This is a genomic window from Bifidobacterium longum subsp. longum JCM 1217, assembly GCF_000196555.1.
In the GTDB taxonomy this organism is placed as follows: domain Bacteria; phylum Actinomycetota; class Actinomycetes; order Actinomycetales; family Bifidobacteriaceae; genus Bifidobacterium; species Bifidobacterium longum.
Genome location: NC_015067.1, coordinates 1292729 through 1306500, shown reverse-complemented (window position 1 = coordinate 1306500; position 13772 = coordinate 1292729). Strand labels below are relative to the sequence as shown.

Below are 13772 nucleotides of genomic sequence, written 5' to 3'. Positions count from 1 at the left end.
CGGCTATCGGCTAGTATGGTGCGGTCACGACAGAGGGAGGCATGCTGTGGCCGATGTGATGCGGGAGCTGGAACGGCTGCGACCGGTGTATGAGACGGGCGTCCTGCGGTTGCTGTTGCGCCAGAACGCGATGCTGTACGTGTCGCTGCTGCGTTCCACGTTCGACCCGCTCACCGGCGAGCTGCCGCGCGAGACCGTGGAGGAGCGGTTCGCGCAAAGTCTGAACGCTCTGGCCGACGCCGGCGAATATGCGCCGCGCGAGGACCAGACCTTCGCCGAGGCCGCTCATCAGATCCTCGCCGACCTGACCCGTGAAGGCGAAGGCGACTACGCCTGGCTCGCCAACTCGCATGATGCGGCCTCACACCGATTCCTCTACCGTTTGACGGCCCGCGCCCACCGCGCCATCGAGGCGCTGAGCAGGCTCGAAGACGAATCACGCGCCCTGTCCGGCGCGCAGGCCAACAGCATCATCATGGAAATCGAGCACGCGCGCATGCAGCTGACCGCCGACCCCGGCGAGCGCATCAAACTCCTCAACCGTGAAATCAAGGAACGCAAGCACGAGATCAAACGCATCCAACAGGGCAAGCAGCATGCCACGCTGAGCGAAGCCCAGGTGGAGGACGTGATCGCCGTGATCCACAACACGCTGCGCGGCGTGCCCATCGACCTGCGCGAACTCGTGCTCGACGAGCGGGACAACGGCGACGCCTTGCGCCGGCGCATGCAGGCCGGCGACATCAGCGTGGACGAGAACCTGACCCGCTACCACGATGAATACCGCCGCTCGTTCAGCGAATCAGACAGCGGCCGCCGCTTCGAGGACGCCTTCCAGGTGATCATCACCGACGAGGGCCGCCAGCAAATCGACGAAGCCCTGCGCGCCATCGCCAAAACCCCGTATCTGGCCGGCGAATCCGGCGTGCTGCTCGGCCAGATACGCGACGAACTGGCCCGCATCTACGACGGCATCGAAGCCGTGCGCCGCCAGATGCGCGTCTCCGACGAGGCGATCAGCCGGCTCGTGCGCCAGCAAACCGACACTCGCTACCGCACGATGCTCACCCGCTTGAACCGACTGTACGCGCGCCTCAACGCGGATGCGAAAACCCATATGGGAGACGCCTCGCGCCCGTACGACACGGCCACCTCGGACGCGCTGTTCGCGCCATTGCCGATGCGCCCGGCCAAATCCATGACCCGCGCCACCGCACCCGGCCTGAGCGACCTCGCCGCCGAAGCCCCGCAGTCGACTCCGGTGGCCGATCTGCGGGACATGGTCAACAGCGGCGGCCCCCGACTCCTGCGCATGGTCAGCCTCATCCGGCGCAACCCGGTGACCGTTGACAGGTCCGATGACAGGCCCGGCGCAACCCTCGTGGACATCGCCGCCAGCTTCAACCGGCTGCCCGAAAGCGAACGCCGCGAAAGCGAGATCGTCGGCTTCCTGGGCGGGCTGGGAGCCGTAAGCGGCAACGCCATCGCCGACGAGCCGTCCACTGACGGCGTCGGCGTCGGGGTCGACAGCGACATCGCCACCGAGCCGGCCCCGGCGCAGCGCGGCGATACCGCGACCTGGCATTGCGTATCGATCGACGGCGAGCCCCGGAACTGGATCACTAGACCGGTGCTGGCCGACATGGACGAGCTGAGCATCATTGTGGAGGAAGGATGACCGTGGCCGAGGAACACGAGGAACACGAGGAGCATATGGACAACGCCAACCCGTACGCCCTGTTCGAAGGCGACACCGGCGACATGCCGGCCGAGGCACGCATGGCCGCCATCGCCCTCAAACGTGACCGCTATATCAGCGGGCCCACCTACGACACCGTGCTCGACAACCGCGACGCCGTCGTACGCTCCCTGAACAACGACCTGCTCGACTTGGTGATCAACGAACGCTACCGCATCATGTACGCCACGCCCGTGGCCGGCGACGACGTGACCCTGCGCTCGCTCAAAACCCGTGTCAGCCTCAAACGCGAGGAGGCCGCGCTGCTCGCCTTCCTGCGCATCCGCGTCCTCGAATACGAGAACGTGCACGCCGACCCCGCCGACTGGCTCGTCAGCTTTGAGGAGATCCGCGCCGCGCTCGCCACCGGCGCCGGCTATCTGGCCGCCCGCAACGACGAGGAAGGCGTGGCAAAGCAGATCGGCGCCATCGTCTCCGCGATGATCACCTACGGGTATTTGGTGCGCCTGGACGACGAAGCCATGTACCAGATCACGCCGCTCGTGCCCGTGGTGCTCGACCGCGAACTGGCCGACACCTGGCTCGACGTCGCGGAACACGGCGACGGCGACACGGAAGATGACGATGACGACGAGAAGGGAGCCGAATGATGCAGGCGACAGACGTGCAGATGATCGCGGACCGGTGGATGCTGGAATCCCGCCGACTCATCAACTGGGGCTCCTATGAGGGCTACCACGAATTCCGCCCCTCCACGGACCACAAGCTGCCGGTGACCCTGCTCGCCGGCGCCAGCGAATCCGGCAAATCCACGCTGGTCGACGCGCAGATCTCCCTGCTGTACCCAACCGGCACGCCGTTCAACAAGGCCTCGAACTCCGGCCGCTCCGAACGCAGCGACTACACCTACCTGCGCGGCATGGTCGGCGTGGGCAGCACCGAAACCGGCGACGAGCCGCTCTACCTGCGCGGCCGCGACGAGAACGGCGCACCGCAACCCGTGTGGGGCGCCATCGTGGACACCTATCGCAACCAGACCACCGGCCAGGTGCTCTCCTGCGCCAAATTCCTCTACCTGATGCCCGGCGACGGCCGCGGCGACGTGCGCCGACAGTACGTGGTCTGGGGCAAGCCCGTGGACCCCAGGCGCATGGACCAATACCGTGACGCCCCGTTCACGCCGGCCCAGCTCAAAGCCACCTACCCCGACTGCCTCACATTCCCCAGCGCCGAAGCGTTCCACACACACATCTGGAGCGCAATGGGCCTGAGCGAGGCCGCCTGCCGACTGCTGCACAAGATCCAGTCCGCCGACGCGCCCTCCCGGCTCGACGACATCTTCAAACAAGGCGTGCTCGGCGTGCCCGAAGCCCTGGACCTGGCCCGCACCACGGTCGAGGACTACGAACGTTACGACGAGAACTTCCACGCCATGGACGAGAAGACCCGCCGCATGGACACGCTGCGCGGCATCCAACAGGCCTACGGCGAATACGCCGCCGCACGCGGCAAGGCCCGCGCCTTCGAACCGGTCAAGCCGGCCGTCGACGGCACGGTGCCGGCCGTGCTGCGCGACTGGGCATTGGCCCGCATGCGCGGCGAAGTCGCCGTCCAACTGCCCGCCGATCGCGCCGAACAACAGAACAGCGAGGCGGAAGCCAAGCTGCTGCGCCGCCGAACCGAAGACCTGCGCACCCGTCTCGACATGATCCGAGGCCAGATGCAGGGTCTGGACGGCGGCGACCTGACCCGACTCGAACTCGAACTCGACCAGGCCCGCCGCACCCTCGAAGACGTGCAAGCCAACCGAACACGAATCGAACAAACGTTCGCATCCATCGGCGAGACGCTGCCCGGCGACGAACAGGCCTGGAACGAACGCCGCATCAACGCCGTGAACTTCAAACGCGAATACAACAAACGAGACGGCGAATGCGAGGAAGCCCTCACCGCCGCCATCAACGCGCGGGCCGGCGCACGCGGCGACCTCGAACGACTGCAACGCGACTTCGACCGGCAACGCTCCCAGCGCACCCGCATCTCCCAGCAGATGGACGAAACCCGCGCCATGCTCTGTCGCGCCACCGGACTCACCCCCGCCGAACTGCCGTACGTGGCCGAACTCATGGACGTGAACGAACACGAGGAAGACTGGCGTCTCGCCATGAACGTCGCCTACGCGCCCATCGCCCAGACCATCCTCGTCGACAAGCGCCACGAACAGGGCTTCGCCGCCAAAGTCAGCACCATCGACCCGCGCACCATGCCCCGACGCACCTGGCAGTTCGTGGACACCGCACGCCACTACGACGACACCGGCGCGCACGCGAACATACTCACCGGAGAACAGGACGGCGACTGGCTGTCCGGCAAACTGCGCTACCGCGACGACTCGCCCTTCGCCGACTGGCTGCGCTCGCAGACCCAGGACGAACGATTCGACGCCCTATGCGTCACCGCCATCGACGACACCGACCGCACCAACCGTCAGGTGCAGGCCGACGGTCAGATCAAATCCGGCGCACGCGGCCAGCACGGCACCAAAGACCGCGCCCAGGTCATCGGATTCGTCAACGAAACCTACCTCAACGCGCTCGCAGCGCAGGTCGACGCCGCCCGCAACGCGCTCAGCCAAGCCGACACCGACTACACGGCCGCCAAAACACAGTCCGATAACCTCCACCGCGAACTCGAACTGGCCAACCAGCTCGCCTACACGTCCTGGGAGCGCATCGACATCGCCGGCGCGCAACGGACCATCACGGACACGCAGGACGCCATCGCATCCATCAAAAACGATCCCAAGCTCGCCGAACTCGCCAAACAGCGCGACGAACTGAACGCCGAACTCGACCGTGTGGAACGCCAGCGCATCGAATCCGACCAGGCCGCGGCCCGCGCCGGCAGCGCCGTCGAAGCGGCGCTCATCTGGCTGCGCGACCATGCCGACACCGGCACGACGGACGCCGCCGGTGCCACCGCCGACAATGACGATGACGCCGCGTCCGGCCCGCTGCCGGACGAAGTCACGGCGGCGCTCGCCGAATCCTACGACAACCGATTCGCCGGACTGGCGGACGCCGCCATGCGCGCGCACATGATCATCGGCGCGGGCGCGGCAGGAACGCAGGCTCCGGGGGAGAGCTTCCCCGAACGCACCATCGCCGGCATCGGCAAGGACATGGCCTCCCGCATCAACCTGCTGAACGGCCAGGCCGATGCCGCACGCACCGGCGTCGAATCGAAAATGAGCACCTACATCGCGCTCTACGCGGCCGACGATGATTCGCTGACCGCCAGCGTGGAGGACTACCGGTACTATCTCGACGAACTCGCCAGCCTCACCCAGCTGGCCGCGGTTGCCGCCACCGACGCCGAATACCGGCGCTGCCTCGAACAGCTGCTCAGGAGCTTCCTGACCATCAAACGCGCCATCGACACGGATGCCAGCGACATCCACGACCAGCTTGACCGCATCAACGCCATGCTCAAAGGCCAGCAGTTCGGTCCCAAGCACGGCAGCCTGTCCCTGCACGCGGACGTGCGCCGTCCCGAGCGCACCTTCTGGGCGCAGTTCATCCGCGTCATCGGCACCCTGAACGATTGGAAATCCGCCGACGTCAACGATTCCGACGCCTCGCGCAAGGCTTTCGCGGCCTGCGCGCCGATGGTCGGGCTGCTGCGCGCCGAACTCGCGCAGGTCAAGGACGCGAACGGCGTGAAAAGCTACGGCGCCCGCAACCTCGACCCGCGTTGCCGCTCGTCCTTCTACGCCATCGTGCATCATGCCGACGGCCCGGATGAACGCATCACCTCCACCGGCGGCCGTTCGGGCGGCGCCTTGCAGGAGCTTACCTCATTCGTATACGGCGCGGCGCTCATCTACCTGCTCGGCGGCGGCCTGACCAGCGAGCCCTCGTACACCACGCTGTTCCTCGACGAGGCGCTCATCAAGGCCGACGGCCGTTACACGCAGCGCGCCCTCACGGTGCTGCCGCGCCTCGGATTCCAGGTCATCGTCTCCGCCCCGGAAAGCAAGACCGGCGAAATCCTCGAGGTCTCCACCAAGGCCTACGTGACCTACAAGGACCCCGACACCGGCCTCACCTCCCTGCGCGAGGCCGTGCTGCATCAGAATGACATGGACGATGAATCATCGTCGGATATATTGAAGGATGACGGGGTTGCCGAATGAGCAGTCCTGGCGTCGCCGGTATTAAGACGATTCGGTTCGACTCGACGATGTTCGAAAGCAGGTGATGGGAACTATGGCCGGCATGAAAGACATCGCTGCGATCACCACATGCGTGAAGAAACATATGCGTTCACATATGTACGACATCGAACCGGCATGGCCATTTCCCGTGCCGGTGGGATTGCCGGACCAAGCATTTTTGGAAACCAATGCGATTGCGGTGCATGACAACAACAATGAGATACGGCAATGGGCAAGCAAGAATGGTTGCGAAATCATAACCAAGCATCGCACCATAGGCACCTCTGTCGAGCTGATCTCCAAAGTCGTCGTTCCTGACGAATCAATAGCCATGCGTGTGGTTGGTCGTACGCTGGCGGCGGAATGTCGCGAAGCGCGCCGCCGCATAGCATGTCTGGTTGCTGCTTGTGACGTTGCTCCGGAAACAATCGAATCGGCCGCTCGCATGACAGGCCATGAACAGCCTGACGACTTCGATCTGCTTGTCAGCGCAGTTCGATATTTCAGGCATCATGACGTGACCGGTATGACGCCGCGACAGATTCCACTGACAGGATTCAGCGGCAAATGGCTGAATGAGTCAAAAACCAATCGTCGTAAGGCCATTTGCCGACTGCTCGGTGTCGAAACGTTGGGTCTGTCAAAACGGCCGACCGAACTGCGGTTCCGTTATCTCGATCCGGTCCGCGACGATGCTGAGCTCGAACGCATCATATGGTGTCCGTGGGAAGGCGAAGCGTTATCCGGCATTAAATATGCTGTCATCGTTGAGAACAAAGACACGTATCAGACTATGCCGCCGATTGCGCAGGGCATCTGCATATGGGGTTCTGGTCGCGCTGTAAGCGATGCTGTACCTGCGGTTCCTGCACTGCGTGACATGCGTATCGTGTATTGGGGTGATATGGATGCGGATGGACTGGAAATACTTTCGACATTACGTGAATCAGGTATCGAATGCGACTCCATCCTGATGGATTGCGATGCATACGATCGGTACCACAGATTTGGTACCGATCGTACTGAACGCAGCGCGAAGATTGCTATGCGGGAGCCTAAGCCGACGCCCGGCCTTCAATCGGCGGAGCGACGTCTTTATGAACGACTGTGTGCTGACAAAACCATCGCTTATCGGCGCATCGAACAGGAACGCATTCCCATGCGTGATGCAGTTGACGAATTACGCAAGCTTGGCATCCCCGTGGAGTCCATTGAAAATCAGGATTTGCCGATTTAGGCTGAGTGATTGGGGATGTTGCCAAGAGCTAGAACGGCTTAGCTTTTTCTCGTCTCACATTATGCCTTCCGATTAATAATGCAACGGCATTGCATAGCTGCAAGGTCCGGCACTGCTATCCGATACTATCGAACTGTTGTTTTGCGTTGCGCGAGAAGGGACAAACATGGCAACCGCTTGGGGTGACGAGAGTGTGCGGAAAACCGGAGTTCCCTCGCCTATGTACTTGATGGGCGCATGCGTATGTGATGATACGGAAACCGAAACAAGGCAAAGATTGGCGTTGCTTAAGCCCAAAGGAGCAAGGAAATTGCACTGGCGAGACATGCGGCCATCATTGCGTGGCAAAGTCGTTGATGCCATGGCTGCAATGGACATTGATCATGTCATTGTGGCTGCGGTACCAATGAGCCAGTGGAATACCGCCGAACGCGCTCGCCGTAAATGTTTGGAACGTCTTCTGCCTCTGCTGGAAACAGAATACAACGTGGACACGCTTGTGCTTGAACGGCGCGAGATTTCACAGGACAGGAACGATATCCGTTTCATCGATGGATTGAGAAGCCGCAGATTTATCGGGCCAATTCGTGTCGAACTCTGTGCAGGGGAGACTGATGCAAGGCTATGGCTCCCTGATCAGCTGCTAGGAGCGTACGGTGATGCCCAGGCCGGTACTGGAAGATACGATGAATTCCTCGGCCATGTTCGAACAGTGTTCATCGACAGTGATTGATGTCCTAAAACCGTGTATACTTCATGGTAAGCCAACCCCGCTGGGGAAATGGAAGTGAGAGCCGGACGCCCCGAGTATCTTGGGGGCCGGCTCTTGCGTTTCGGTCCACTGATGGTCCGGAATTTTGCATACTCTGGTTCAGTTTTCCGGCCTGACACGCCATCGAACAAGCGTTCGAATTTGGTCGTGTGTTCGGGTATCCTTGGGACAGATTTGGCGCGCGCATGACCGTGCGCGCGGGAACGGTGAGATGGAAGGTGGGGTGTGGCTGTGGCGGCAATGCAGACTGGCGCAAGGCGCGCAACAAGCGCAACGGGCGCGAAAACCGGCAAGGGCAAGAACGGTGAGGTCATCGTCGAAAAGGTGATGACCAGCGACTCCTTCCTGAGCCGGGAGATCAAAAAGGCGCCGCTGATTGAACACGATGGTTCGCTGGTAGCTGATATCTCGCACATCCCGAACGATCTCAAGATCACGATTCAGGGTGCGCGCGAACACAACCTCAAGAACGTCGACCTGGCGATTCCGCGCAATCGCATGGTCGTGTTCACAGGCCTGTCCGGTTCGGGCAAATCCTCGCTCGCGTTTGACACCCTGTTCGCCGAAGGCCAGCGACGCTACGTCGAATCCCTATCCGCCTACGCCCGCCAGTTCCTGGGTCAGATGGACAAGCCCGACGTTGACTTCATCGAGGGCCTGAGCCCGGCCGTCTCCATCGACCAGAAGACCACCAACCGCAACCCGCGTTCTACCGTCGGCACCATCACCGAAATCTACGATTACCTGCGACTGCTCTTCGCCCGCACCGGCATCCCTCACTGCCCTGAATGCGGCGAGCCCGTCGCCTCCCAGACCCCGCAGCAGATCGTCGACACACTGCTCGGCTACCCGGAGCGCACGCGATTCCAGATTCTCGCGCCCGTGGTCAAGGGCCGCAAGGGCGAGTTCGTGGATATGATCGAGCTGCTGCGCTCCGACGGCTACGCCCGCGCGCTCATCGACGGCGAGATGACGCAGCTGTCCGACGACATCAAACTCACCAAGCAGAAGAAGCACACCATCGAGGTCGTGGTCGACCGACTCGTGGTCAAGGACGGCATCCGCCAACGCCTGACCGACTCGGTGGAAACCGCCCTCAAGCTCGCCAACGGCAGCATCGTCATCGACTTCGTGGACGAGGAGGAAGGCAGCCCGGCCCGCCGCCAGCCGTTCTCCGAACACCGCAGCTGCCCGAACGGGCACACGCTCGAACTCGACGAGGTCGAGCCGCGCACCTTCTCCTTCAACGCCCCCTACGGTGCCTGCCCCGCCTGCACCGGTCTCGGCTTCAAACTGGAAATCGACCCGGACCTCATCATCTCCGACCCGGACAAGTCACTGGCCGACGGCGTCATCGAACCGTGGAGCGGCACCAAGATGACCTCCCAGTACTACGGCCACATCCTCGAAGGTCTGGCCAAGGAAATGGGCTTCTCCATGAAGACCCCTTGGAAGGGCCTGCCGGACGACGTCAAGCACGACATCCTCTACGGCCACGACTTCAAGGTCAACGTCTCCTACCGCAATCGCTGGGGACGCCTGCGCGAATACTCCACCGGCTTCGAAGGCGTGATCCGCACGCTCATGCGACGCCACGACGAAACCGATTCGCAGTCCATGCGCGAATACTACGAGTCGTACATGCGCGAAGTGCCCTGCCAGGTCTGCCACGGACGCCGTCTGAAGCCCGAAGTGCTCGCTGTCACTGTGGACGGAAAATCCATCTTCGACGTGTGCGACATGCCCGTCGTACGCGAACTCGCCTGGATCAACGGCCTGGAACTCGAAGGCTCGGCACAGCTGATCGCCGGCGAAGTGCTCAAGGAGATCAAGGCCCGACTCGGCTTCCTGAACGACGTCGGCCTCGACTACCTGACCCTCTCGCGCGCGGCCGCCACCCTGTCCGGCGGAGAAGCGCAGCGCATCCGACTCGCCACGCAGATCGGCTCCGGTCTGGTCGGCGTCATGTACGTGCTCGACGAGCCGTCCATCGGCCTGCACCAGCGTGACAACGAACGCCTCATCGAAACCCTGCACCACCTGCGCGATCTCGGCAACACGCTGATTGTCGTCGAACACGACGAGGACACGATACGCCGCGCCGACTGGGTGGTCGACATCGGCCCCGGCGCCGGCGAACACGGCGGCGAAGTCATCTACTCCGGCCCCGCCAAGCACCTCATAGAAGCCAAGCGCTCCATCACCGGCGACTACATCGCCCACCGGCGAGAGATCGCCGTGCCCGCCAAGCGCCGCAAGATCCACAAGACCCAGGTGCTCAAAGTCGTGGGTGCCCGCGAGAACAACCTCAAGAACATCGACGTGAGCTTCCCGCTCGGCGTGCTCACCGTGGTCACCGGCGTCTCCGGCTCCGGCAAATCCTCGCTGGTCAACACGATCCTCTACCCGGTGCTCGCCGACAAGCTCAACGGTGCACGCATCGTACCCGGCCGCCACACGCGCGTGGAAGGCGTGGACCAGGTGCGCAAGGTGATCCACGTCGACCAGAACCCGATCGGCCGCACGCCGCGATCCAACCCCGCCACCTACACCGGTGTGTGGGACAAGATCCGCACCCTGTTCGCCAAGACTCCCGAAGCCCAGGTGCGCGGCTACGGCCCCGGCCGCTTCAGTTTCAACGTCAAAGGCGGCCGATGTGAGGCCTGCCACGGTGACGGCACGCTGAAGATCGAAATGAACTTCCTGCCCGACGTCTACGTGGACTGCGAGGTCTGCCACGGCAAACGATACAACCGCGAGACCCTCGAAGTCACGTACAACGGCAAGACCGTGGCCGACATCCTCAACATGCCCATCGAGGAGGCCGCCGACTTCTTCAAGGCGTACACCGGCATCTCCCGATACCTGAAGACCCTCGTGGACGTCGGCCTCGGCTACATCCGACTCGGCCAGCCCGCACCCACCCTGTCCGGCGGTGAATCGCAGCGCGTCAAGCTTGCCACCGAGCTGCAGCGCCGATCCGACGGCAAAACCGTGTACATCCTCGACGAGCCGACCACCGGCCTGCACTTCGAAGACGTGAACAAGCTGCTCAAGGTGCTGCAGTCCCTGGTGGACAAGGGCAATACGGTCATCGTCATCGAACATAATCTGGATGTGATCAAGGAGGCCGACTGGCTGATCGATCTCGGTCCGGAGGGCGGCGACGGAGGCGGCACCATCGTCACGCAGGGCACGCCCGAACAGGTTGCCGAATGCGAAGCCTCATGGACCGGCAAGTTCCTGAAACCCATGCTTTAGCCTTCCATTGCAGCTGACCTCGGGTGGGTTGGGGTGTTTGTTGCTGGACATGCTCCGGGCCGCTCAGGTCAAGTCTTTACGGTCCAGCAACACACACCCCAACCCACCCAATCCCTGATGATTGGTTTTGCTTAATAGCGAGGAGGATTATGACGAACGATATTGAGCGGCATAGTCCGGATGAGTGGCGGAAGACTGCGGCGGCGTTAATGTCGGAAAGCATAGCTGTGGGTGCCGGGGAAACGACGGCGAAGGTGAATGCGAATGGGGCACCTTTGCTGGGGGATTCTCGCGACCTGTTCCGACCCAAGACCTCGGATATTCCCGCCAAACCCGGTGTGTACAAATGGCGCGACGGGGAAGGGCGCGTCATTTATGTGGGCAAGGCAAAGAACCTGCGCAACAGGCTCACCAATTATTTCCAGCCGCTGTATCTGCTGCATCCGCGCACGCAGACCATGGTGCTGACCGCACGCAGCCTGGAGTGGACGGTCGTCGCCACCGAACTGGAATCACTGACGTTGGAATACACGTGGATCAAGGAATTCGACCCACGGTTCAACGTGCAGTTCCGCGACGACAAGACCTATCCGTATCTCGCGGTCAGCACGGGGGAGCGAATTCCGCGCGTGTGGGTCACGCGGTCGCGCAAACGGCGGGATACCCGGTATTTCGGCCCCTATGCCAAAGTGTGGGAATTGCGGCACAGTCTTGACCGGTTGCTGCGCACGTTCCCGGTACGCACCTGCACCACCAACGTGTTCCATAAGGCGCAACTGACCGGACGGCCATGCCTGTTCGCTTCCATCGGCAAATGCTCCGCACCCTGCGTGAACCGCATTGAAGCGGACGAACACCGGAGGCTGTGCGAACAGCTGGTCGGTGTGATGACCGGACGACTCGGACGGCCATACATCGCCCAGTTGACCCGCGACATGAAAGAGGCCAGCGCCGAACTCGAATTCGAGAAAGCCGCCCGACTGCGCGACCAGATCCAAATGCTGGAAACCGTGGTGCAACAGAACGCCGTCGTCTTCGACCAGGATGTGGACGCGGACGTGTTCGGCTTCGCCAGCGACGAGCTCGAAGCCTCCGTGCACGCTTTTTATGTGCGCGCCGGCTCGATTCGCGGCGAACGCAACTGGAGCGTCGAACGAGTTGAGGACATCGATGACGCCGACTTGATGGCCGACCTTCTGGTGCAGGTGTATTCGGACGCCGCCGGGGACAATCACCCCCAGTCGGCCGCGACCATCTCCACTAATCGCGAGGCCATCGGCTCCACGCAAACCATCACGGCCACGGACGCTGTGGCACGCGCCCAGGCCACCCGAGAACGCAACACCCGTCAGGAGACCACCGGGCGCGCGGACCTGCTGGCACCCATCGCACCGGTACCGCGCGAAATCATCGTGCCCGTCGAACCGGCCCGCCGTGAGGAACTCGAAGGCTGGCTGACCAATCTGCGCGGGGGAGCGGTGACCATCCGTGTGGCCTCGCGAGGCGACAAGAAGCAGCTTATGGACCGCGCCAACGAGAACGCCAGCCAAGCACTGCAACGCAGCAAGATGAGCCGCATCTCCGACATGGGCGCACGCACCCAGGCCATGAACGATGTGGCCAAGGCATTGGGACTCGCGGAAGCCCCGCTGCGCATCGAATGCTACGACATTTCGAACACTGTGGGCGGTGCCTTCCAGGTGGCCTCCATGGTGGTGTTCGAAGACGCGATCGCCAAGAAATCCGAATACCGACGCTTCGCCATCCGAGGCAAGGACGGCAAAGGCGCGGTGGATGATCTGTCCGCGCTTTACGAGACGCTCACCCGCCGCTTCAAGCACGGCAACATCGCCGGCGACTCCGGCGAAAGCATCGACGCGGAACAGCGTGTGGCCTCGGCCGCCGGCAAGATGACCACTGCCGTGGCGGCGGAGACAATCGCTGCGAACGGTAACGACAATGGTGAGGGCGGTTCCGGCATCAGTGGCAAGGGGCACGCGGTGCCGGTCGGAGTGCAGAACGATGCGCGGGAGTCCCCGCCCGACATCGTCCAGCAGAACACAAACCGGCATCACTTTGCCTACAAGCCGAACCTGGTGGTGGTCGATGGCGGCAAGCCGCAGGTCATGGCCGCCGCCAAGGCGCTTGAGGACTGTGGCGTGAACGACGTGGCCGTCTGCGGACTGGCCAAACGCTTGGAAGAGGTGTGGGTGCCGGACGACGACTATCCGATCATCCTCAAACGCCAGTCCGAAGGCATGTATCTGCTGCAGCGTGTGCGCGACGAATCCCACCGCTTCGCCATCACCTACCACCGCCAGCAGCGGCGCAAAGGCGCCCTGCGCAGCGCGCTCGACGAGATTCCCGGCATCGGCGAAAGCTACCAGAAGCGGCTGCTCAACCACTTCGGCTCGGTCAAAGCCATGCGCGAAGCCAGTGTCGAGGACTTCGAGAAGGTCAAAGGCATCGGCCACGCCAAAGCCGAAGCGCTGTACACCGCGCTGCACGAGCAGTGAGCCGGCCCGGTCCAGCAGCCCAGAGTAAATTTTCGGTTGCGGGGCCTGTGGTTGACATATTCGAAGCAAAG

7 protein-coding genes are annotated in these 13772 nt (G+C 62.8%); all 7 read left to right on the top strand.

The genetic code is table 11. From position 1 onward, the window contains the following. Positions 1–46: 46 nt before the first annotated feature. Positions 47–1678, top strand: a complete 1632-nt coding sequence (locus BLLJ_RS05755; protein ID WP_013410832.1) for a DUF3375 domain-containing protein — start codon at positions 47–49, stop codon at positions 1676–1678. Next, entirely contained in the window at positions 1675–2349 is a 675-nt protein-coding gene (locus BLLJ_RS05750) for a DUF4194 domain-containing protein (protein WP_008783544.1), read from the top strand. Before BLLJ_RS05755 ends, BLLJ_RS05750 begins: the two co-directional genes overlap by 4 nt. Beyond that, the gene (locus tag BLLJ_RS05745; protein WP_013582773.1) at positions 2346–5894 is read left to right on the top strand and encodes an ATP-binding protein; all 3549 of its coding nucleotides are present in this window, start codon (positions 2346–2348) and stop codon (positions 5892–5894) included. Before BLLJ_RS05750 ends, BLLJ_RS05745 begins: the two co-directional genes overlap by 4 nt. Before the next feature lie 73 nt (positions 5895–5967). Beyond that, positions 5968–7152 carry a DUF3322 and DUF2220 domain-containing protein gene (locus BLLJ_RS05740; RefSeq protein WP_013582772.1) on the top strand — a complete coding sequence of 395 codons (1185 nt, stop codon included), beginning with the start codon at positions 5968–5970 and terminating at the stop codon, positions 7150–7152. 166 nt (positions 7153–7318) lie between these two features. Beyond that, positions 7319–7885, top strand: a complete 567-nt coding sequence (locus BLLJ_RS05735) for a hypothetical protein (protein ID WP_007052776.1) — start codon at positions 7319–7321, stop codon at positions 7883–7885. Between the two features lie 279 nt (positions 7886–8164). Further along, positions 8165–11185: an excinuclease ABC subunit UvrA gene (gene uvrA, locus BLLJ_RS05730; protein WP_032740838.1), complete on the top strand. Its 3021-nt coding sequence runs from the start codon at positions 8165–8167 to the stop codon at positions 11183–11185. 149 nt (positions 11186–11334) lie between these two features. Next, the gene (gene uvrC / locus BLLJ_RS05725; RefSeq protein WP_013582770.1) at positions 11335–13701 is read left to right on the top strand and encodes an excinuclease ABC subunit UvrC; all 2367 of its coding nucleotides are present in this window, start codon (positions 11335–11337) and stop codon (positions 13699–13701) included. The last annotated feature ends 71 nt before the right edge of the window (positions 13702–13772 follow it).

Bases quoted from the DNA above. Each gene is read 5' to 3' on its own strand.
- BLLJ_RS05750 (WP_008783544.1), top strand. From the start codon at position 1,675: ATGACCGTGGCCGAGGAACACGAGGAACACGAGGAGCATATGGACAAC.
- BLLJ_RS05745 (WP_013582773.1), top strand. From the start codon at position 2,346: ATGATGCAGGCGACAGACGTGCAGATGATCGCGGACCGGTGGATGCTG.
- BLLJ_RS05740 (WP_013582772.1), top strand. From the start codon at position 5,968: ATGGCCGGCATGAAAGACATCGCTGCGATCACCACATGCGTGAAGAAA.
- BLLJ_RS05735 (WP_007052776.1), top strand. From the start codon at position 7,319: ATGGCAACCGCTTGGGGTGACGAGAGTGTGCGGAAAACCGGAGTTCCC.
- uvrA (WP_032740838.1), top strand. From the start codon at position 8,165: ATGCAGACTGGCGCAAGGCGCGCAACAAGCGCAACGGGCGCGAAAACC.
- uvrC (WP_013582770.1), top strand. From the start codon at position 11,335: ATGACGAACGATATTGAGCGGCATAGTCCGGATGAGTGGCGGAAGACT.